We start from the raw sequence: 21,773 nt of genomic DNA on the forward strand, positions 1-21,773 counted from the left end.
CTTCAATTCTATCATCGGGAGTTAATACGCAGCCGCAATGATGACTATATCTGCCACACTCAAGAAATCCGAAATAATGATGCCGAGAAGTATATTGACCTTTCCCCGCACCTGATTGATTCCTCATGTCGGTGGGCTACGATTGATACTTATTATTCCTGCCAAAGTGTTCCTGGATCGTGAGTAAGATTTGGCCGAGGGGAAGTTTGGCGAGTTCCCGCAGACTTGCAAAGAGATGCTTCTGATTCCAGGCTGGCCTTCTCGACCTCTTGAAGAGAACTCTGACCATTGATCTAATCCTATAGTCAAAGTAGTCGTCCGCTGGACCTCCAGCAAAATGGTGGCGCATATTTCTGAACATATTGAGCATGCGCAATGAGTTGTCAAAACTATTGAGAGTACCATCCGAGGTCATTCCCCCGGCATGCCGCCGGTACACACCCAGTTTTTCCGGAATTCTGGCGATCGGGCCTTTCGAGGCCAACTGGGCAAACGTGAGAATATCTCCCACCGGCGCATTGAGGCGCCACTCCGGGAAGTCATCCATGGTCATGCACGACTCTCTGAGTACCAGGCTCCCAAAGGCGATCGGCGTCTCGAACGTCATCAAATCATCAAACCCAATCAGCGTCTTGTCCCCGTAATCGACGAATATCTGCTCACCCGCCCAATCTCCGATGATTTCCACGTCATGGAATGCAGCAGAAAGTTCGTTGTTTGATTCCAAGAGGTCCACCTGACGTTGCAGTTTGTCAGGTGAGGTCCAGTAGTCATCGCCTTCAAGCAGTGCAATGTACTTGCCGCGACAGGCCCGCCGAATCCTGATTCCATTGAGCAGGCCGCTCCCGGTGTAACGACCCAGGTTCGAGACTGAGCGAAAGAGCCTGATTTTATCCGGGTTTTGCTTCTGATACTCGCTGAGAATCTTGAAGGCTCCGTCGGTTGAGCCGTCATCGCCGACCACAATCTCAAAGGGGAAGTCCGTGACCTGGTCCAGTATCCCGTCCATACACTGTCGTACAAAGGCCTCATGCTGATAAGTGCTCACCCGGACACTTGCCAACGGATTTGGGCACAGATTCTCCGACGAGATCTCTTCAGTGTAGGCGTCTATAAGCTCGTTCGCCTTTTCCCAAGTCAAATTGCTGATCAGATGGGGGTCAGACATCATTGGATTTTTGACTTTTTCAATGGTTGGATGCTATTCATGCGGCGACAGATAGGATCCGAGAACCTTCCTTGCTAAGTCAGTACAAATTGGAGCACCCTTCCCGCAACAGGCAACCTAGCGGCAAGGCTGGCGAGTTCACGGTGCTCTGGGACTCTGACGATTCTGATTCCGATGAGGTAGATTAATACACCAAGTAAGACCCCAACGAGGACCTCGACCCAGGGCGAGGCCTTGAGGCCATACACCACAACCATCACTGCCACCGCCATGATCAGAGAGATGATGGCATAGGGAGCCATAATTTGAAGTTGCTTGCGGATGCCAAAGTGCATTAGCTTTCGGTTTGGCCAGGCATTGATGAAGAATGCGAGGATCGAAGTGGCAACTTGCCCCCAAAGCATGGCTTCAATCCCGTAGGGATAGGTCAGCGCGATGACGATCGCCAGATTGAGTTTCTTGATGAGGTTGATCTTGAGGCTGATGTCCGATCGACCCTGAGAAAGAATGGCGTTCACGTTGATCGCTTGTACAGGCAGAATGGTCGCCGAGAGGCACAGGATCTGGAGGTAGGGAACACAAGGGAGCCACTTCTCTCCGATCATGAGCCAAACTAAGGGTTCCGCCAGGGCGGCCAGGCCAAGTAGAGCGGGAAATGAGAGTATTGTTGAAAGTCGTAGAGCTTGGCTGAATGCACGTCTGAGGCGATGAGGTTGATCCTGCACCGAAGAAAGCAGCGGCAGCATTACCTTGGCGAGTACCGAGTAGATACTTCCTGCGGGCAGTTGTTGGTAGTGGCGGGCACGGTTGTAGAATCCTACTTCGATGGGACTGTAGATCCGGCCGATGACCAAGGTAAGCAGGTTCTGGAAAACCGCATTGCTTAGGCTCTCGAGAGCGGTGTTCACTCCAAATCCAAACAAGGCCCGGAAAGATCTTGTGCTAAAACAGAGACCTGGTCGCCACGATGATACCCCCCAGATTGTCAGGCAAGTAAGACCGGTGGATGTAAGCGCCATCCCGACGAGTGACCAGGCCCCAAAGCCGCTATGGGCCATCCAGATTGCCACGGCAGCGCTGACTGCGAACGCCGGCAGTTGCACCAGCGCCAGCTTACGAAACTCCATTTTGCGTTCGAGCCGGGCTTTTTGACAGATCGCTAATGCGCCAATGATCACTGTGGCTCCAACGACCCGGGTCATTGAGACCAGTTCCGGTTCGGAGTAGAATGCAGCCAGCAGCGGCGCCCCGAACCATACGGCAGCATACGCTGTCAGACTTGCGCCGAGATTGAACCAAAAAACCGTCGAGACATCCTCGTCGCTCAGGTCCTTCCGCTGGACAACAGCCAAAGCCAGTCCCCCTTCAACCGGTATGTTGAAGAATACTAGAAAGACACCCACCAATGCAAACAGGCCGTAGTCGGCAGGATCGAGAAGGCGCGCCAAGACGATTCCGACCACAAACTGGAGGATGATCTGTCCGACCTGATGGGAGGAGGTCCAGAGAACGCCGGAGACGGCTTTGTTGGTGAGTGACAAGGAAGCAAGGTGCGGGATGTGCAGGGCCTGAGGATGTGCTAGGGGCGGAGCGGGGAGAGCACATCTGTCTCAAACGGTGGCAATCGGTGTCACGGGACTGCCAACCGCCCCAGGCAGACGGAGCGGCGGTGCCGTGAGAAGAAACCGGCTGCGGTCGTGCTCACTCAGCCACACCGCAAGGTCGGCCAGATGCCACAACTCCCCGAGATGCACCCCAAGGCGGAACAGGCAGCGGTCGTGCAGCGGCAGCGCATGCCCTCCGTGATCGTCTGGAAGCGGTTCGCCAGCGGCCTCGACGGCGATCGAGTCGGAGCCGATCGCGGCCACTCCGCTGGTCTCGATCCACTCCAACAATCGCTCGTCACGACCGTCCAGCACGGCGCAGGCATGTTTGATCCAGGGTTCCGGCTCCCCCTTCATGTCCAGGATCAAGCGATCGAGCCCGGTCCAGAAACAAAAGATGTCGCCGGGCTCCACCACCACCTTCTGATCGTCGAGCGCGCGCATCAGGTCGTCGTATCCCACCTTGTGCCGTTTGTTGCCGTAGATTCGGTGGAAGTCCACCAGCACCCCGCGCCCCTGCACGCCGTGGACAGCCATGTGCTCGACGCCAAGGCGGTGGGCCTTCACGTGGCCGTCGCCGTCAAGTCCGAGAGCGGCTTCGGCCCGCACGCCGTTGTAGTAGCATGGGACCTCCTCACCCGATCCCTCCGGATCGAAAAGCGCGCCGCGATGGGCAAGACTGTCCCACTGGGTGGAATACTGCGTGTAGAGCGTCACCGAATCGTCCGCGGCGACTTCCTTGAGATCGGGATTCACCTGGCACCAGCAGTAGTTGTAGTACTCGGTTCCGTTTCGGATCACCGGCTTCATCTTCGGGGGATGGCGTACCGGGCTGATCAACGTTCCACCGGGCAGGTCGAGCGGCAGGCTCAGGCAGAAGGTCTTGCCCTCTCGCACCTCCTTCACCCCCTTGAGCACCTGTTCGGGGCCGATCAGGTTCAGGCGGCCGAGCTGATCATCCGGCCCCCAGTCTCCCCAAGTGGAATGGTCGGGACGTTTGATTGGTGGTCGTGTCATGGATCGGTCTATGATGCTTCAGACTCGGGAAAGCACCCGGTCGATCATGGCTCCGGCCACGCCGAGGTAGTTTGCCGGCGACAACAAGCCATCCAGCTCGCTTTCAGAAAGCCGACCGCTCACTTGCTCGTCCTCCAGCAAAGCCTGCTTGAGCGTCAGGTTCTCCTCGATGGCCCGCGATGCCGCCACGGTCACGATCTCGTGCGCTTCTCCGCGACCGACGATCGGTGCCAGACCCATCATGACCGCCTCGGCCATCAGCAGCCCATTCCCGATCTGCAGGTTCCGTTCCATGCTCTCCACATCGACCTGCAGGCCACCCAACATCTCGCGGGATTGCAGAAGACTGCCCGAAAGCAGCACGAAAGCGTCGGGAATCGTCAGCCACTCAAGCGGTTGGGAAGCCACGGCTCGCTCGTGATCCTGCACCATCGCCTCCATCTGGCAGCTCACGGTCTCCTTCAGGCACTTGCCGAGGGCGATGATGATCGGGCAGGCGATCGGGTTCCGCTTCTGCGGCATGGTGCTGCTTCCCCCACGACCTTCCTCAAAGGGCTCCCGAACCTCGCTAACCTCGGTCCGCATCAGCATGGCGACCTCCTCGGCGATTTTCCGTAGCGTGGTTCCAACCATCGCCAACCAGAACACGAGTTCGGTCCAGCCGTCCCGCGCGGTATGCCAGGAAATCGGAGGCTCTTCGAGATCGAGTTCGCGACTGAGGGCCTTGAGCACGCGCAGGCCGTCATCACCCAAGGTCGCCAGGGTGCCCACGGCACCGCCGAACTGGCAGACGAGCGCGCGCCGCTTGATCGCCGGCAGGCGCTCCCGGTGACGCAACAGCTCATCAAGCCAGACCGCCACCTTGAAGCCGAAGGTGATCGGCGCCGCCTGCTGCTGGAAGGTCCGACCCGCCATTACCGTGTCACGATGCTCCACAGCCAAACCGGCGAGGGAGCTGATGATGGCATCGAGATCCGACTCAATCGGTTTCAGCGCCGTCCGCATCTGGAGCACCAGGCCGGTATCCACGATGTCCTGGGTCGTCGCTCCCCAATGAACAAAGCGAGCGACCTCGGGATCGCAGGCGGCGGACAGTTGCTTGACGAGCGGCACGATAGGAAAGCCCACACGACGGTAGTGCTCGCGCATGGCGTCCGGCTCGAGGTTCTCAAACCTCGCTGCCGCCGTGATCCCCTCCGCCGCCGACTCCGGGATCAACCCGACCAACGCCTCCGCCCGGGCCAGTGCCGCCTCGACCTCGAGCCACGAAGTGAAGCGCTGTCCGTCGCTAAACACCTCCCGCACTTCCGCATTTGTAAACGCGTCCCCGTAGTAGGGAGAATCAATAATCGTTGCCATAGGAGTCCCTACTCTGGAAATGAATCAATAGATTTCCCGGAGCATGACCGGGTTCCCATCGGAATCTCGAATCTCGATATCGGTCAGGATCTCATCGATCTTCAGCAATCCCTCTTCCTCCGAATCAGCGGAAATCGTAAACGACGCAATTCGGTTGTTGCTGGAGATTTCCTCTCCAACTCGTGTGCCTGGAGCTTTGTATATCTTCAACCAATCAACTCGTCCCTCCTGTCCGAGTTGCTCAAGGCCTTGAACACCCCCCAGGACGCACGGGCGCGCATACAGATAGCTATCCAGAAAGATCTTTTCAGGCTTCCGCGGCTTGATTACAGGGACCTCACCAAGGTAGGAATCGATCGCTGCGCCCAGCACGTCGCACCCCGTCGCCACCTCAATGATGTGATGGTTCTCGCCGCCCCCGATACGTGGCGCGAACTCGATCACACTCACATCTTCGCCGTTTACGATCGTTTGAACCATCAGGGGCGTGTTGCGGAGACCGAAAGTCTCGGCGATCCGATCACCAACCTCAGTAAGCTTGGCCTCAATGTCACTGCTCACGGAGGCGGGCCAGAATGATCCAAATATCTGCTGTATCGGACCGCCTGCCTCGCCGATCTTGCGCCGCTCCCGCGTCATAAGGATCCGCACACCCTTGTCCGAGACGTAGGAGTCGAAAGCAATTTCCCGCCCGGTCACGAACTCCTCGACCACTGCCGAACCGGACCGACTGTGCGTCAGAGCCAATTTCAGATGACAACGCACCTCGGCAGGCGTGTCGCACCGCCGGACTCCTTTCGATCCATTGCTGTCACTCGGTTTCACGATAAGGGGGAAGCGAAGATGCCTCCACTCCTCCGACAACGCATCGCTCACCGTCACAAAGCGCGAGGATGGAATTCCTCCTTCCGCCATCCGCGCCTTCATCCGAACCTTATCGGAAACCAGCCGGGCCGTCTCATGACTGTAGGGGACGTGCTTCCCGAGTTTCTCAAGCACTCCGACGGCAGTCACGTTCGCCTGATCCACGCAGGTTGCGATCACCAGCTCGGCTCGACGCTCCCGCGCGATGGCTAGCACCTTGTCCGGATGAAGAGTGCTCTCGACGAGATGTTCGTCGGCGAAGAACTTCGCAGGCGGCGCTTCGAGATAGTCGATCAGGACGACATGGTAGCCGCGGTCTTTCAGCCGAAGGCAAAGCTCCGCGTGCGGGGCTGTCCCGCCCAACACCAGAGCGATTGGCATTCGGGAAAGTTGCGTCATCCCGCGACGGGCTTGGATTCTCCCCGCGAAGTGAGCCGAGCCATCAGTTGGTTCTTCAGTTCTTCCGGCTCCATTCGGAGAACCGGAACGTCGGCGCGCATGCCCTTGCAAATCCTCATTTCAATGAAGCCCGGACCTTTCCCATGCATTGACCTCACCGCCTCGGTCAGTTCATGACCCTCGCGAAGTGGCCCGTTGACCGAAGTGTAGCCGCAGTTGCGGGCAACCGAACAGAAGTCTGTAGCGAAGCCAGCGGTTCCCTGCCCGCCGACAGACTCGTGAACCCCGTTGTTCAGCAGGACATGCAGCAGGTTTGGACAGCGGGACTTGCCGGCAATGGCAAGGGAGCCCATGTGCATCAATCCAGCCCCGTCCCCATCGAGACAGATGACAGGGAGATCCGGCCGAGCCAAAGCCAAGCCCATTGCGATCGAAAGGGCGTGCCCCATGGCCCCGACATTCAGGAAATCACGGTCATGCGGCTCGTTGCGCGCAACCCTCAACGCATGAAGTTCCCGGGTCGCTCTTCCGGTCGTCGCCACGAAAAGCGCGTCGGATCGCGCGGCGGAAATCACTGCTTCGATGGCCTGCTCACGGCTGACCTCGTAGCCGTGCGCCGAAGGCCCGAAGCCTGCCTTCTCGGGAAGCGCAAAAACGCCCTTTCGAATCACCAGCGCTGTCGGCGTGCTCGATTCCAGGGCTGCGGCAGTGGCCCAGATCGTCGCGGCGACCGCTTCGGCCGGCTCGGAGACCACCCGATGGGGGATCCCCATCGCTGTCAACAACTTGGGAGTCAACTCGCCCTGCCGCTGGTGTTGTGGCCAATCATTGGTTCCCGGAGCACCGCGCCAGCCAACCACCAGCACCATCGGAATCCCATAAACGCTTCGGTCGGCAAGGGAGGCCAAGGGATTGACGGCGTTTCCCAGTCCTGAATTCTGCATGTAAACCATCGGCACGGTGCCGGTGGCGAGATGATAGCCCGCTGCCAGAGCAATGGCCCCTCCCTCGTTGGCGGCGATGACATGCCGTCCCTCGGGCCAATCCCTTTCAAAATAGAGGCACAGATCATTCAGTAGCGTGTCGGGCACTCCGGAGATGAATTCGACGCCGCATTTATCAAGACATTCGCGGTAGGCTTGTAGATCGATCATGGGATTGGAGCAGAAAATGGTGGAGACATGCCGGATCCAGGCATCGCCCACATGCTAAAGTAACTGATACAGGTCGGCTGCATGCTCATCGAACTGCCGGGCCGCGTCTCGAAGAGCGGAGGCCCGGTCGGGCTCCAAGCCCGCAAATCGGGCAAGGGAAAGAAACTTGTCGTCGACTTCCTCGTCGGAAAGCGGTGCGCCCGGATCCCCTTTCGGCTCTCGCACCTCGGCCGTTAGAATGCTGCCGTCATCCAGGGTCAGATCGACTCTGGCGGGCGTCTGCGCGGGAAAGACCGCCGTGTGACCGTCGTCTGCGGAAACTTCCACCAATCTGGCAAGCGAGATGACCAGCACGTCGCGGATCGTCTCCTCCGTGTATTCGTCGATACCGGCCCGTCCGCGTAAAAGAGCCACCGCCACGCTGAATGGGATGCTCATCTTTGCGGAAGAGACGCTCTCTGGCGCGACATGATCATGCCCAGCCACTGCGAGCTGATAGGTCCTGACCCTAATACTCCGGATTCTCCGCCCATCAAAGCCGGGCACGGCTCTCAGTTCTAGAGCGGCGTCAATCGCAGGATGACAGTAGCGGCAAGCGGCGTGCGGCTTGAAGTAGACTCTTTCGACGGCAATGGGTGCGGACGACTCACTTGTCAAGGTCGCCTCGTTCCAGCTTCCCGCCATCATCTCGAGGAACCCGGAAGGACCACCCAGAGGATCATCGGGGCCTTCAAATCCTGCTTCTGCCAGAGCCATCGCCGTGATTGCCGAGACGGATGCGTGTCCGGGGTTGAATGGCTTGAGGTGCGAATCGCCTTGAAGAACCTTCAGTGATCCCCCGGCTGAAACGACGGCTGCCGAGAAAGCGTTCTTCAGGGCCTTCGACTCCGCCGACCGCATGACCATGATTCCCACTGCCGCCCCGACCGCGCCGCAGGTGGCCGTTGCATGCCATCCGCGCAGCTTGTGATGCGGCTGGACCGCCTCCGCGAGTTTCACGGCCGCCTCGTATCCGACGACAACCCCTCGCAAAAAGTCCTCGCCGCGTGATTCGTGGTGTTGAGCCACCGCCAGCAACGATGTGAAAACCGGCCCACCCGGGTGAATGATTCCGGAAATGACTCCGTCGTCAAGTTCCGCAGCGTGTGATGCAATCCCGTTGATGAGGGCCGCATGCGTCATCGAGCTACGGCGATTCATCCCAATCATTGACGCCGTCGGTGCGCCCTCACCAAGGGCGTTCAGCAGGCGGCTCAACTGGTCGCCGATCAACCGCGACCCGGCGAGGGTCGCACCGAGGTAATCGAGAAGACAGCGGCACGCATGATGCCGCGCAGCCGGAAGAACAGGCTGCTCGGCCAGTCGTACGATGCCGCGGAGAAATTGGTCGGTGATGTTCATCGAGTCGAAAGGCAGGACCTGCTTCAAACAGAGCTCCGGAAATATGAGGGGCACTCGGGTCGGGCTGCCTCCCATGCGGCATCGAATGCGGATACAATCGGCTCCGGAAGCGGTGACCTTTGCATCGCGGAGAGATTCTGCTCAAGCTGGGCCAGACTCGAGGCACCGAGGATGACTGCATCACCCTCAGATGGATCAAGAGCGGAATGCGAAGCCAACCAGCGGAAGGCGGTTTCAACCAGCGAAGCTCCCTCTCTTTCACACGCTTGGCGGAGGATCTCAAGGGCGTCAAAAAACGGCTTCTTCCAGTAGCGGTTGCGATAGTTCGGGCGTTCGGTGAAGCGGCCCTCCGAAGGATCACCGCCAAAATCCCGATACCTGCCGGCGAGGATTCCACCGGCAAGCGGATTGTAGGCACAGAATCGCATTCCGAGCCACCGTAGAGCAGGGATGAGCTCACTCTCAACACCCCTGCTGAGACCGTTGTAGAGCCCCTGATAAACCGATGGCGTAGGCCACCCCTCGCAACGGCAGATATGCCAGATATCTATCACCTGCCACGCTGCGAAATTACTGAGTCCCAGTTCGTCGAAAAGTCCCTCGCTGTGCAATTCCGCACATGCCTCCAGTGCTCCTTCGACCGGGGTTCTCGGATCGGGAAAGTGAAAGTAGAGGATATCGGCTTTGCCGAGATTCATGCGTTCGAGCGACTCACGAAGCTGCGCTTGCACCGCCTCCCCATCCAGCCTGCCGCTGATGCGGGGGTTGACCTTCGTCGCGATGGAAAAGCTGCTGCGCTCGAGATCCGGAAGGATCCCTCCCAGCATCCGCTCGGTGTCGCCACTGTTGTAAACAAAGGCGGAGTCAATCTCACGATGACCGGCATCGAGGAAGCGGCGGACCATTAAGGACGCCTCATCGGAGCCCACCTGCGGCCCGAAGGTCATGGTACCAAGGATTGCGTTCATCAGAATGCCATGTCGTGTTTCAGGAAACGGAACCCATTTCCGAAGCGACGGCTTTGGGGTAGTAGGAGTCGATCATGCGCTTCACCAGCATCACCTGCTTGGCGCGCTTCCTGGCATCGGCATCCGACGACTCCCAACTGTGGGTCTTGGCCACAGAGCCGCCGGTCTTGAGGTAGATCGGCGCGCAGACGCGGATCATCTCGGGCACCTCGTAGTGACGGATGAAGCCGCCCGACGAGGCCGGATTCTCGGTATGGACGTCGATCGGAATGCGGATGGCGGCTCGAATTGCGGCGAGTGACTGGAGCTGCGAGTCCCGGACCGGATTGAACGAGTCCGCCCCGATCTCCTCGAGCAGTTTCGCCGAGCAGGGATTCCCATGCCCGGCGTGGGCCGAAACCTTGAATCGGCAGTCGTTCGGGATCTCCCCGGCTTCGCGGAACTTGTCGAGCGCCCACAGATTGCCCTCGTCATAAACCAGGAACGACCGGCAGCCGAGATCGGCGGCTCGTTTCACATCCTCGATGGCACGCACCACCTGATCCTGTCCACGCAGACGATAGCCCATGCGCTGACCCTCCGGCGTGTGTACCGAGGCGCTGGTGTCGTAGGTCGCACGGGGACCGATCGAGAGGACCAGCTCGACGTGATGCTCGGCGGCGAGGCCAACCATTTCCTCTATCTCCCCGTCGGAGAGCAGCATGATGCCCTTGGTCTGCGTCACGCGGTGGACGGGCTGGCCGAGCGATTCGAGTTCGGACAACAGGGCCCGCATTGGACCCGGCGACTGGATGCCGGGAACTTCGAATCGGTACTGCGCGCCATCGGGGAAGCGCTTGTCCGAATCCGGCAGCGAGTAAAGGTCCCCTCCAGGCAGGTGCAGGCTTTCGAGAAACGCACGAGTGGCTTTCATGAATCGTCGGTGATTGGTTGGGATATTCCGGGATCAGACGGACTCGTGGTCCTCCTCGAAGAACAGCTTGATGTAGTCGGCCTCGCTTTCGATCACGCCAAACGCCTCGGCCCGCGAGGCGACCTGGAATGCCCAGCTTCTATGCGGCTCGATTTCGTTCATCTTGTTCGCCTTAGCGCTCTTGATAACACCGCCGGAAGCCTCGAGGATCTGGATAGCATCCTCGTGCTCCTCGCGCGTCACCGCCTGCATGGCGTTGACGAAGCGAAGGTGCGAGGGATGGATCACGGTCTTGCCTATGAAACCGTTCGCCTTGTCCAGCGTAACCTCCCGCAGCAGCCCGTCGATCGCATCGTTGAGGACCTGCTGGCGGTTGAACAGCGACCGATGCAGGTCTCCTTCGAGAAGCCCCCGGATGTCGTCTTCCCTGTAAGCGAGGAAATACTCCCAGACCGGTGCGGAGACGACGTAGCCGCTCTCCGAGCGCCCGAAGATGTTCAGGATGTCGGCCAAACAGTCGCGAACCGTGATGATGTCGTATATCGACGAGTTCATCCCGCGACGGACCCCGAACAACGCCGAAAAGTCAGTGCCACCGACGCGGACGTTCAGAATCTGGGAGCGGAACGGCTCGAGCTGCGACCGCAGATCACACAGCTCCTCAATCCGGGTCTCTATGTAGGCGATGCTGCGTCCCTCAAGAATGGGCATTCCGTAGAGCTCGACGTCGAGCCGGGCGTTCAGGTCGTAGAGGATGGAGAGGTAGTCGGTGGCGTTGCTGGTGTAGAACTTCGGAAACACGAAGCCGCTCAGAGAACGGGCGTGGCGAGCGTCAAGACGACCAACGAACTCGCGGAACTGCCCGACATCCCGGACCCTTAGGAAGATCAGCGGGATGTCTCCGATCTCCAACCGGCCTGAGTCAAGGGCGCCGGTAATGCTCTCCAGATGGTAGAGCACGTTTGCCTCGGCCCGGGGCAGATCGGCCTTGGCGATGGCATCCTCGAAGCACATCACCATCGAGGTCATTGCCTTGATGTGTCGCGTGAGGATCTTGTCGAGGACTTCCTTCGTTCCCGGCATGTAGAGCGTTCCGCCGAGGCAGTACTGCAGCTTCTCCTTCTCGCTCCTCTTGTCGAATTCGACCGGTTCGTGGACGAACTGGAAGTCACGCTTGCGGTCGTGATGGTGCTTCATGGTTGGTGGAAAAGGCGTGGAGCAATCCTTCGGGTTCACTCACCGCAGCAGGGAGGCGACCCGCCGAATGTCGTCATCCGCGAGCTGACGGTAGAGCGGCAGGCAAAGGATGCGCGATGAAAGATCCTCGGAGATCGACATCCGCGGGGCTCCCGGCACGATCTTCTCCAGCGTGTTCACTGAGGGATGAAAATAACGCCGCGCTATCACCCCAGCGTTCTGGAGTCTTTGATCGGCGTCAGTGCATGCGGCGGCATCGCCAAAGAGCACCGGAAAGTACGAGTAGTTCGGCTCGCCCCGTTCCAGCTTCTGGAACACCAACCCTGGCACGCCGTCCAACAGCTCGCGATAGAGCGCATACTTGCGCTTACGGTCGATGAGGATGTCGTCGAGGTGGCGCAGATTCGCCAGCCCCAGCGCAGCGTGGAGCTCCGAGAGCTTGCCGTTGCACCCTTCCTCAACGATCTCCTTGCCGTCGTCGAACCCGAAAGAACGAAGTCGCCGGAGGCGGGCGCTCAGTTCCGGGTCGCGGGCAACGCAGGCACCGCCTTCTGCGGTGTTGAGAATCTTGGTGGCATGCAGGCTGGTCGCCGAGATGTCGCCATACTCCAGAAGACTGCGCCCCCGATAGGTCGAACCAACGGCATGAGCGGCGTCGTAGATCACCTTGAGTCCATGCCGACCGGCAACTTCCTCGATGGCCTCGACGTCGCAGGGATTGCCGAAGACGTGGACCGGCAGGATCGCCACCGTGTCCGGAGTGATCGCCCGCTCGAGCCCTTCGGGATCGATGTTGAAGGTATCCGGCCGCACATCGCAGAAGACCGGACGGCATCCTTCCCATTGGATCGCACTGAGGGTCGCAACCCAGGTGAAGGGAGTGGTAACGATGTCCCCGCGCAGATCCAGCGCCCGAATCGCGAGCTGGATGGCGAGCGTTCCATTGCTGACCGCCACGAAGTCGGGCAGGTTCAGCTGTCGTGTGACCCCCGCCTCGAAGCGCTGGAGAACCGGACCGTTGTTGGTCAGGATCCCGCGATCCCATATCTCAGCGAGCAACTCCCGGTATTCGTCCAAGGGAGCGCACGACGGCTGCGTGACCGGAATCATTGAATGAGTAAGTGCTAACTCTTCGGCGGCCACCTCACTTGAGGAGCTCGCGGAGGTAGGTGGCATAGCCCGTTCTCCCGAGCTCATCGATGCGGCGACCGAGTCCGGCGGCATCCAGCCAACCGTTGCGCCATGCAATCTCCTCCAGACAGGCCACCTTGAACCCCTGGTGATGCTCGATCGTCCGCACGAACTGGGACGCCTCAAGCAGCGACTCGTGAGTACCGGTGTCCAGCCACGAGTAACCACGGCCGAGCACTTCGACAAAGAGATCCCCTCTCTCGAGATAGGCGCGGTTGATGCAGGTGATCTCAAGCTCGCCCCGTGCGGAAGGCTTCACTTCCTTGGCGATCGAGACGGCGTCATGATCGTAGAAGTAGAGGCCCGTCACCGCGTAGCTCGACCTCGGCTTCTCCGGCTTTTCCTCAATCGAGACGGCCTTGCCGTCAGAACCGAACTCCACAACGCCGAATCGTTGGGGATCGTGGACCTGGTATCCGAAAATCGTCGCACCACTCTGGCGCCCCACCGCCTCCTTGAGTTTTGGCGAAAAGCTCTGACCATAGAAGAGGTTATCGCCAAGCACCAGCGCACAGCCGTCTCCCGCGATGAACTCCTCGCCAATCAGAAAGGCCTGAGCGAGTCCCTCGGGTCGGGGTTGCTCCGCATACTCAATACGGATCCCAAATTGGGAACCATCACCCAGCAGGCGTTCGTAGAGCGGGAGATCGACCGGCGTCGAGATGATCAGGATCTCGCGGATCCCGGCAAGCATCAGGACCGACAGCGGGTAGTACACCATCGGCTTGTCATAGACCGGCAGCAACTGCTTGCTGACCGCCATGGTGCACGGAAAAAGGCGGGTGCCCGATCCGCCTGCGAGAACAATGCCCTTCATGAGTAAATGCTGAAAGTTTGAAATTCTGAGACGCTGAAATCAAAATCTGCTACCGGCACATTACGAGGTCCCAAGGCGTTCGAGTTGATACTTTCCATCAAGGATGTCCTGCCACCAGGTCTCATTCTCCAAGTACCACTGCACGGTCTTGCGGAAACCGGACTCGTGGTCCTGCTTTGGCTTCCATCCGAGCTCACGCTCGATCTTGGAGGCATCGATCGCATAGCGCAGGTCGTGTCCCGGTCGGTCGGCCACGAAGGCAATAAGGCTTTCGGAAGTCGGAGGTCCGAGGCCCGAGGTCAAATCCTTCGAGCGGAGGGCGGGGCGGGATTCAAGCTCGTCGTCGAGAATCCGGCAGAGAAGCCGGACAAGGTCGATGTTGCGCATCTCATTGTTGCCGCCGATGTTGTAGGTCTCACCGGGGATACCCTTTTCGACAACGGTCAACAAGGCGTCAGCGTGATCCTCGACGTAGAGCCAATCCCTGACGTTCTCCCCCTTCCCATAGACCGGGATGGCTTCGCCGCGCAGGGCCTTGAGGATGACGACGGGGATCAGTTTTTCAGGAAACTGGTAGGGGCCGTAGTTGTTCGAGCAATTGGTGATGAGCACCGGCAGGCCGTAGGTATCGCCCCAAGCCCGCACAAGGTGGTCGGACGCCGCCTTGCTTGCGGAATAGGGAGAGTGGGGGTCGTAGCGTGTTTCCTCGGTGAAGAGTCCAGTGCCACCCAGGGAGCCGTAAACTTCATCGGTGGAAACGTGGAGGAAGCGAAAGTCGGAAGGCGAGACACGGGAAGCGGAAAGGTAATCGCGGGCAGCCTGAAGAAGAGTGTAGGTGCCGTTGATATTGGTGCGGATGAACTCGCCAGGACCGTCGATGGAGCGATCAACATGGGATTCAGCGGCCAAATGAAGCACCGCGTCGGGCCGAAACTCTTCGAAGGCTGAGCGGAGGGCCTGAGCATCGCAGATATCGGCCCGAACGAACCGGTAGTTCTCGTGGTCCTCCAAATCCCGCAACGACGAAAGATTTCCCGCATAAGTCAACTTATCGAGATTGAGCACGTGATGACCTCTTTGCAGGGCAAGGCGCACAAGATTTGATCCGATGAAACCAGCTCCGCCAGTGACGAGGATTCTCATTTGCTTGGACATGCTATTCAGTTTGGCCTCTCGGATCCTTGTTGCGCAATCGCGCACAAACTTGATCCTCGCGTTTCGCCACTTTTCACAAAAGTGTCAAATATGCCCCCTCGGTGGCGGTGCAAGATTCGATTCAATTTCAAAGTCAAAACCGTCAAGCTCACGGGCAAGGGCTGTTTCACACAGGCTGCTTTCGCCGGTTGAGAACGGCCAGCGGAACATGCACGCCGCGACCCTTCCGCGCATAAGCGGGCAGAGGCAAGTTTTTCTCAAAAATCCTGACCATCGCGTAGCTGGCGAAGGCCCCTGCAACATCCTGGCCAAACCCACCCACAATAAAGGTGAAGATGAAAGGCTTGGCGATCATGGGGATGCAGAAGAAGAGGGCGACGGGATACCACTCGGTTCCACGACAGCGGAGGATCTGTCTGTGGGCATGCACCGCAATCCGAATCATGAGTGTCAGCACACAGATAAGCCCAACGTATCCAACCGTACGCACTGTTTCCACCGGAGCGCTGTGGTAACCACCCGTGATCATCATGCCGACCTGCTGTGAGCTCAACTCCGAGCCTTCCGTGCCAATGCCAGAACCACCTTCATTGACGTCCTGGAGCATTCGCAATTCTCTTGCATTAAAGCCAAGCCCATCCCCCAGAACCTTGTTGTCGATCCAATAGGGAGTGAACAGAGCTTCTTTCCACATCTCGACCCGCCACTCGGTGGAGGCTTCAGCTTGTTTGACATACTGCTCCTCCCATGTCCCCGGAAAAGGAGTAAGGGCCCGCTGCACGTTCGGGGGAAGCGGCGCGGCCACATTGACGAACGCGAGCGCGGCCAGCGCCATCACCCCACCCCCCGCAGCGATGATGAGCGACTTCACCCCTCCCCGGTAGGCGATGCCAATGAGATAAAAGATACCAACATAGGCGATCATGTTCCGATACCCACTCCCTGCCGCAGCGACAAAACTGATCAAGACGACCGGAAACCACAGGGGATGAAGCATTGCCCGGACCGGCGAGACGAAACTGCTTACAACTCGTGACAAGTGCACCCCAAACGATCCGAGCACCCCGATCTGCGCGGTTCGCCGATCATCCCCCAGCGTTCGATTGTCCATCGTGCTCTGATCGACTTGCCGTCCCACACCCATGCGGAAATGGCTCAGAACGGGCCCGATAAAGCCGGCCCACAGCGAAATCCAGAACGCCCACCTGATCTCTTTCGCAGGCACCACGATATTTGCCAACACCATCCCGTATAGAAATGCGACTCCCATCAAGAAGTATGGGCGGCCGCCGACTGCTTCGGCCCCAAACATGCTTAGGCCTACCGGATTGCGCAGATACACCTGGATCACGCAACCTGCCACAAGAAGCATCCATAGCTCTAGCTCGGTGAACTTGAAGCGCAGGGGCTGCCTCCGCATCAGCACCAATAACAAGGTAAAGCCAATGAAGAGAAAACGCCCGATCTCCAGCGTGCCAAACCCCCGGATGAGCTGAACATCCAAGACCGAAAACAGGATCGCGAGCAGCCAGATCCGGCGACCCAGTAGCAGACAGGTGATGAGGAGTGCGACCGCGCCGCCCCTCAGAATCGTGTCGGTCTGATTGGTGACGATGGAGACACCCAACCAGATCGCCGTGATCATCCCCACAATGAGGACGGCGATGCCTTGGATGGACCGGGTGTTGTTCATTCAGTGAGAGAACGATGTCCCTTGCCAATTGGCGGGCATTACAGCTCTTGTTTTAAAGCACACGCGACGGCACTCGATTTCAGGGTCGCCCCTTTTCGGTTGAGATGTTGCGGCGAGTCGGCGAACAATTGGGGCTCACCATGTACGCCAAGCTCCGGTTCATGCAGCACCGGCATGACTTCTGCGACGGACTCAAGCAGCGCCTTCTTGTTGCTCCGGCTGACTTCGACCCCATCCGGTTGTGTCAGAATCCATGGCATCGAATAGAGGGTTTTTACTCCTCGGCGACTACCGACTTCCTCAACGGTTCGAAGAAATTCGCGAGCCTCAGCGGTCAACTCGCGGGACCGGCTCCGCCCCGCTGGAAGCAGCCCCTCCGACGCCGGAAATTCCAGGTAGCCGCCAAATCCAATGTTCTTCCTACCGTAGCGGTATCCTTTCCCAACCATCGTCTTTCCCGCAAGAACCACGCTGTAGGAGGCTCCCGGCCGCAGAAAGGAGAGGTGATCACTGAGCCCCGGTTGCAGGTCGAAAGTGGCCCCGCCGGCGGCTTCGGAAAGATGGCCACTTGCTGCGGCCAGCAGATAGCCGGTTGCCGTGGGTGCTGTCTCGAGCTGTCCGGAAGCCGTCAGCAAATCAGGCTCGAGACAAACGACCAGGATGTCGCCTCGCTTGGTTTCCCGCATGGCCTGGTGGACGAGGTAGTGGCCACCACAGGCGACAGGAAGTCCCATGTTCACCGCCGGGATGCCCGTTTTTTCCTCAATGATGGCGGGATCGATCGAAAAGGCGCAGCTCGAACCGCCGGTGAAGAGAATGATGGGCGTGCCGGGTCTTTCGGCTCTCAGTTTCTCGATACGCTCTTCGCGGAGTCGGATGACTTCGGTCCAGAACTTGACCTCCGGATTGGCTCTGATCGTCAGCCATGCCCCGACGCCATAGGCGAGGACGGTGGTGATCAAGAGGGTGAGGAGGAGGCGCACGAGAGGGTAAGGCAGAAATGCTGACCCCCCTTCGCCAAGGCTACGGAGGGCAGGAAACTGAAATGCTGAAATGCTGACAGAAGATCGATGAGTGACAATTTGCGTGGGCTGTAAGACAGGGCGGGCTGCTTTCCGGTCGGCTTGGGGTCTTGCCGGGCGATCTGGAGATCACCTCCCCTGTCTTATGGCGCTTGGAAAGCGCCACTCCTTAGAAATTGAAGTAGATGAAGGAAGATTCGACTTTGGGGGCGAGGAGGACGGTGAGGAAGACGAGGATAACGCTGGCGACGGGGTGCCGGAGGAAGACGTAGGGTTCAGGGCTTTTTCGAAGGCCGAGGCCTTCGAGCAACATCGCGACGGCGGCGAGGGCGAGAATGAAGCCGGTGGTGACGAGGTTGCCGGGACCACCGAAGAGGTTGGGCGCTTGGCTGAAGGCTGCCACCGAGTAAGCGGTCGGCTGGATCATGGCGAAGGATTTTTCGGCAAGCAGGGTGGCGTCACGCTCGAAGAAGAACAGCCAGGCGGCGGTGCAGAGTGTGAAGGTGAGAATCTGATAAAGGGGACGGAGCCGACCCGGCTTGGGCACGAGGGCGGAAACCACAACGCCCAGGCCGTGGAGCACGCCCCAGACCAGAAATCCCCAACCGGCCCCGTGCCAGATGCCAGAAACCAGAAAGACAATCAGGGCATTAACGGCCCACCAACGGACACGGCGTCCGCCGAGCGGGAGGTAGATGTAGTCACGGAGCCACGCGCCGAGGGTGACATGCCAGTTGCGCCAGAACTCGCGGAAGTCGGCGGCGAAGTAGGGGCTGCGGAAATTGAGGGTGAGCCGGATGCCGAAGAGCAGGCCGAGACCGACGGCAATGAAGCTGTAGCCGGCAAAGTCGAAATAGATGCGGATGCCGAAAGCGAGGCATTCAAACCAGACGTGGATGGGATTCGAGGGGTCGATGGTGAACTTGTCGGACTCGACCGCGATGTTGTCGGCGACGATGAGCTTGTAGGCGAGCCCGAGGACGATCCAAGGAAGGGCGGCGTCAAGATTTTCGCGGTGGAGGCGGAAGCTGGTTTCGCGGATCTGGGGGAGAAGCGCTTCACGCTTTTCAATTGGGCCGGCAACAATCTGGGGAAAGAAGGCGGCGAAGTTCAGGAAGTCGATGAAGCGAGGTCGTGGAGCGGGCTGCCGGAGATTGTCGATCCAGAAACCGATGGTCTGGAAGGTGTAAAACGAGAGACCCATCGGGATGAGGACCGAAGGAACCCGGAGGTCGAGGCCGAGGATCTGGTTGAAGAGGAAGTCCCAGTATTTGAAGTAGAGGAGTGGGGTGAGCTGGGCGACGAGCAGGAGGATCCACAGGGCAGTCTTGAGCCGGGGTTGCCAGGGCCGATCCTGAAGGAGAAGGCTGATCCAACCGAGGAGGACGACCCAGACGAAGGCCCCAACAGTGAGCCAGCTCTCGGTGGCGAGGAGGATGAGGCCGGTGGCGAGAAGGCAGAGCTTGGCAAGGTCGGATCCAACGGCGGGCGAGAACTTCCCTGCTCCGAGAATCAGCAGGCGCGAGCCGAGGAAGCAAAAGAGGAGCGTCTGCCAAAACTCATAGGACGCGAAGTTCATTCAAAGAAAATGACTAAACGCCGAAATCCTCGGATAGAACGCATCGGGGCAACACTTCTGGGGAGTGCTGCGACACTGCAGAAGTGGATCCTAACGCACTTCGATGGCGGTCCAGCAAATCCAGTCGGCACCCGGATGACTGTTCATATCGACCTCAAATTCGAGCACCTTCGTCGCATCAAACTCAAGATTCAAGGATGCTCCCCGACTCTCGCGGTTAAGCCTTTTCCTAAAGATCTCCACCCCGCCAGCTTTCACAATCGCCGTCGCATCGCCATATGCACTGGCCAAAGACACCTTGCCTCTGAAGCGATTTACCGCCTGAGGCAGCTTGAACCGAATTTGGCAAGGCGCAGGACTGACAAGCACATTCTCCTGCTCCTCCTCGCTGAGAGCTTTGAAATGATCTCTCCAGAATTCCCGCTCCTCGGGTAAAATCTCGGAAAGCCTTCCTGCGGGATATTTGCCCCTTCCCATCACCTCTATCTTTTCCGCCAACAAAGACCGCCACTCGCCAAGCCTGACGCTGCCACTATCCCCTCCGCGATCCAGGAGCTTGCGAGCGGTGGTGATCCCCGCGTCGTTCGACAAAGTTTCGCGCATCCGCTTCGCGGCGAGGGCGTCGTCGATCTTCCCGGCGCGGGTGAGGTCGGCTTCCTCCTTCATCAGCGCCTGGTCCATCTTCGCGGCCAGATCAACCAGGGTCTCGGCGTGATTCTTGAGGATCCTGTCGCGCGCCTCGGCATACTTGTCCCGCATCTTACCGAGATCCCCATCGGCATTCTTCGGCAGCGCGGGGAGCGGATCCGCCCCGGTCTCAATCGCCTCGATCTCGTCGCGGACCGGGATGACCCGCTCCAGCTTGCCGCTGGCCTTGACCTTGTCCATGTGGCGCTGGAGGGCGCCGAGGTAGCTGGCTTCGAGTTTCCTGAGGTTCTGGTCGCGCTCGGCGTTGGCCTCGTCGTAGCGGGACATGAAAGAGGTTTGCAGCTGCTCAAGCGAGGACGCCGTGGCGAGGGAAGCGACGGTGAGCGTGAGGCAGAGCGCTGTGAGGAGGCGGGGCATGGGCTGAAGTTCCAAGTGAGAAGGTCCAAGTTCCAAATTTAGAGGAAGATGCTATGGGGTAAATGCTGAAATGCTGAATGCGGCGAGAGCGATAGCAACCCTTCTCCCGGCGAAGCCAAACCGGTATGGCGTGAGCGCTAGCGAGGGCAAAAGCTGACCCCCCTTCGCCAAGGCTACGGAGGGCAGGAAGCTGAAACTAGAAGGAGATGGAAGAGGCGGGGCATTGTTGTAGTGCCGAGTGATCGGTGATCAGTGATCGGTGGGTGGGAGAGTCGCAATTTAACCGCAGCCTACGTCGCTGTCCAGCTATGGGGGGCCAGAAGCTGCGGAGAACGCAAAGGAAGACTCTGACGGTGTTTCGGTGTTTCAGTGACCGGTGTTTCAGGAAGCGAGAAGATGGCTGGCAGGCTGAATTGCGGGCCAAGTTGGGTGCTTCGGACTTCGAGACCTTCAGACTCCACTTTGAAGCCAGGCGGGGGGCAGGCAGGAAGGGACCAGGGACTACGCTCGATCGGCTCGCCGTATGTCGGTCACTTTGACTTCGCCCACGACGTGGTCGATCCAATAAGTGACGGCGAGCGGTCCAATCACCTTGATCTCGATTTCGCGCTGGGTGTCATCTTTCTCAACCTAGTCACCAGACTGAGATGGGTCCGAGGCAAGAGAATCGATAAACCGCGCAATTCAGCTCTTGTGAGTCCCCCGAACACCCTTCAACGATTCGAACGCCTCAAGACGCAAGAAAACCTTGTAAGGCCTCATTCTGCCGATTCCGAATCATCGATGCCGAGTTCAGATCTTGCGTCGTCCCACGAGATCCACTTGCCCGGCTCCTTTTCATCCAAGCGGCGTTGGAGTTCGGGCATCATGCCTTCCCGCTTCATTCGGAGTAGCGTCAAGAACGCGGCAAGGCGGTCCTGTTGGTTGGCCGGCAAAAGCTCAAGTTCATGCTGGATGGCCGTGACGTCCATAGGTCGAAGTCTCGCAGATTTCGAAGCCAATGCAAGAGGCCGCCTTTTCGCCACCGTCGCGCGGACCGAGTGCCGGGCCAAAGTTCCCCGCCGTCGTTCTACGAGCTTCCGCCTTCACTCGGTTTCGGCGCGACAAGACGGAGGGCGGGAAGTAAATGCTGAAACGCTGACCCCCCTTCGCCAAGGCTCCCCCCTTCGCCAAGGCTCCCCCCTTCGCCAAGGCTACGGAGGGCAAG

At 59.1% G+C, this 21,773-nt stretch carries 18 protein-coding genes; all 18 read right to left on the reverse strand.

Going from position 1 to position 21,773, the window contains the following annotated elements; all coding sequences use genetic code 11:
- Positions 1–136 precede the first annotated feature (136 nt).
- On the reverse strand, positions 137–1,168 hold the full coding sequence (locus ACG2LG_RS09760) for a glycosyltransferase (RefSeq protein ID WP_396258528.1): 1,032 nt from the start codon (positions 1,166–1,168) through the stop codon (positions 137–139).
- Between the two features lie 74 nt (positions 1,169–1,242).
- Positions 1,243–2,709, reverse strand: a complete 1,467-nt coding sequence (locus ACG2LG_RS09765; RefSeq protein WP_396258530.1) for a lipopolysaccharide biosynthesis protein — start codon at positions 2,707–2,709, stop codon at positions 1,243–1,245.
- Positions 2,710–2,778: 69 nt separating this feature from the next.
- Complete coding sequence (locus ACG2LG_RS09770) at positions 2,779–3,789, reverse strand: cyclase family protein (RefSeq protein WP_396258532.1); 1,011 nt, start codon at positions 3,787–3,789, stop codon at positions 2,779–2,781.
- A gap of 18 nt (positions 3,790–3,807) precedes the next feature.
- On the reverse strand, positions 3,808–5,148 hold the full coding sequence (locus tag ACG2LG_RS09775; protein ID WP_396258533.1) for an adenylosuccinate lyase family protein: 1,341 nt from the start codon (positions 5,146–5,148) through the stop codon (positions 3,808–3,810).
- 24 nt (positions 5,149–5,172) lie between these two features.
- Positions 5,173–6,393 (reverse strand): ATP-grasp domain-containing protein, encoded by a 1,221-nt coding sequence (locus ACG2LG_RS09780; RefSeq protein WP_396258535.1) that lies wholly within the window; start codon positions 6,391–6,393, stop codon positions 5,173–5,175.
- A 14-nt stretch (positions 6,394–6,407) separates the two neighbouring features.
- Positions 6,408–7,616 (reverse strand): phosphonopyruvate decarboxylase, encoded by a 1,209-nt coding sequence (aepY, locus tag ACG2LG_RS09785; protein ID WP_396258537.1) that lies wholly within the window; start codon positions 7,614–7,616, stop codon positions 6,408–6,410.
- Positions 7,617–7,619: 3 nt separating this feature from the next.
- Positions 7,620–8,966: an MmgE/PrpD family protein gene (locus tag ACG2LG_RS09790; RefSeq protein ID WP_396258539.1), complete on the reverse strand. Its 1,347-nt coding sequence runs from the start codon at positions 8,964–8,966 to the stop codon at positions 7,620–7,622.
- A gap of 23 nt (positions 8,967–8,989) precedes the next feature.
- Positions 8,990–9,913 carry an aldo/keto reductase family protein gene (locus ACG2LG_RS09795; RefSeq protein WP_396258540.1) on the reverse strand — a complete coding sequence of 308 codons (924 nt, stop codon included), beginning with the start codon at positions 9,911–9,913 and terminating at the stop codon, positions 8,990–8,992.
- 40 nt (positions 9,914–9,953) lie between these two features.
- A complete protein-coding gene (locus ACG2LG_RS09800) occupies positions 9,954–10,847 on the reverse strand; it encodes a peptidase (RefSeq protein ID WP_396258542.1) in 894 nt (297 codons plus the stop codon).
- Positions 10,848–10,880: 33 nt separating this feature from the next.
- Entirely contained in the window at positions 10,881–12,044 is a 1,164-nt protein-coding gene (locus ACG2LG_RS09805) for an HpcH/HpaI aldolase/citrate lyase family protein (RefSeq protein WP_396258544.1), read from the reverse strand.
- 39 nt (positions 12,045–12,083) lie between these two features.
- A complete protein-coding gene (locus tag ACG2LG_RS09810; protein ID WP_396258545.1) occupies positions 12,084–13,154 on the reverse strand; it encodes a DegT/DnrJ/EryC1/StrS family aminotransferase in 1,071 nt (356 codons plus the stop codon).
- Between the two features lie 34 nt (positions 13,155–13,188).
- On the reverse strand, positions 13,189–14,052 hold the full coding sequence (gene rfbA, locus ACG2LG_RS09815) for a glucose-1-phosphate thymidylyltransferase RfbA (RefSeq protein WP_396258546.1): 864 nt from the start codon (positions 14,050–14,052) through the stop codon (positions 13,189–13,191).
- A 60-nt stretch (positions 14,053–14,112) separates the two neighbouring features.
- Positions 14,113–15,195, reverse strand: coding sequence for a dTDP-glucose 4,6-dehydratase (gene rfbB, locus ACG2LG_RS09820; RefSeq protein WP_396258547.1), 1,083 nt, complete (start codon positions 15,193–15,195; stop codon positions 14,113–14,115).
- A 178-nt stretch (positions 15,196–15,373) separates the two neighbouring features.
- Positions 15,374–16,900: a hypothetical protein gene (locus ACG2LG_RS09825; RefSeq protein WP_396258549.1), complete on the reverse strand. Its 1,527-nt coding sequence runs from the start codon at positions 16,898–16,900 to the stop codon at positions 15,374–15,376.
- Between the two features lie 38 nt (positions 16,901–16,938).
- The gene (locus tag ACG2LG_RS09830; RefSeq protein WP_396258551.1) at positions 16,939–17,862 is read right to left on the reverse strand and encodes a hypothetical protein; all 924 of its coding nucleotides are present in this window, start codon (positions 17,860–17,862) and stop codon (positions 16,939–16,941) included.
- A gap of 229 nt (positions 17,863–18,091) precedes the next feature.
- The gene (locus ACG2LG_RS09835; RefSeq protein ID WP_396258553.1) at positions 18,092–19,501 is read right to left on the reverse strand and encodes an MBOAT family O-acyltransferase; all 1,410 of its coding nucleotides are present in this window, start codon (positions 19,499–19,501) and stop codon (positions 18,092–18,094) included.
- A gap of 90 nt (positions 19,502–19,591) precedes the next feature.
- The gene (locus tag ACG2LG_RS09840) at positions 19,592–20,566 is read right to left on the reverse strand and encodes a hypothetical protein (protein WP_396258554.1); all 975 of its coding nucleotides are present in this window, start codon (positions 20,564–20,566) and stop codon (positions 19,592–19,594) included.
- Between the two features lie 758 nt (positions 20,567–21,324).
- Positions 21,325–21,537 carry a hypothetical protein gene (locus ACG2LG_RS09845; protein ID WP_396258556.1) on the reverse strand — a complete coding sequence of 71 codons (213 nt, stop codon included), beginning with the start codon at positions 21,535–21,537 and terminating at the stop codon, positions 21,325–21,327.
- Positions 21,538–21,773 lie beyond the last annotated feature (236 nt).

The organism is Haloferula sp. A504 (genome assembly GCF_044385805.1).
Classification (GTDB): Bacteria; Verrucomicrobiota; Verrucomicrobiia; order Verrucomicrobiales; family Akkermansiaceae; genus Haloferula.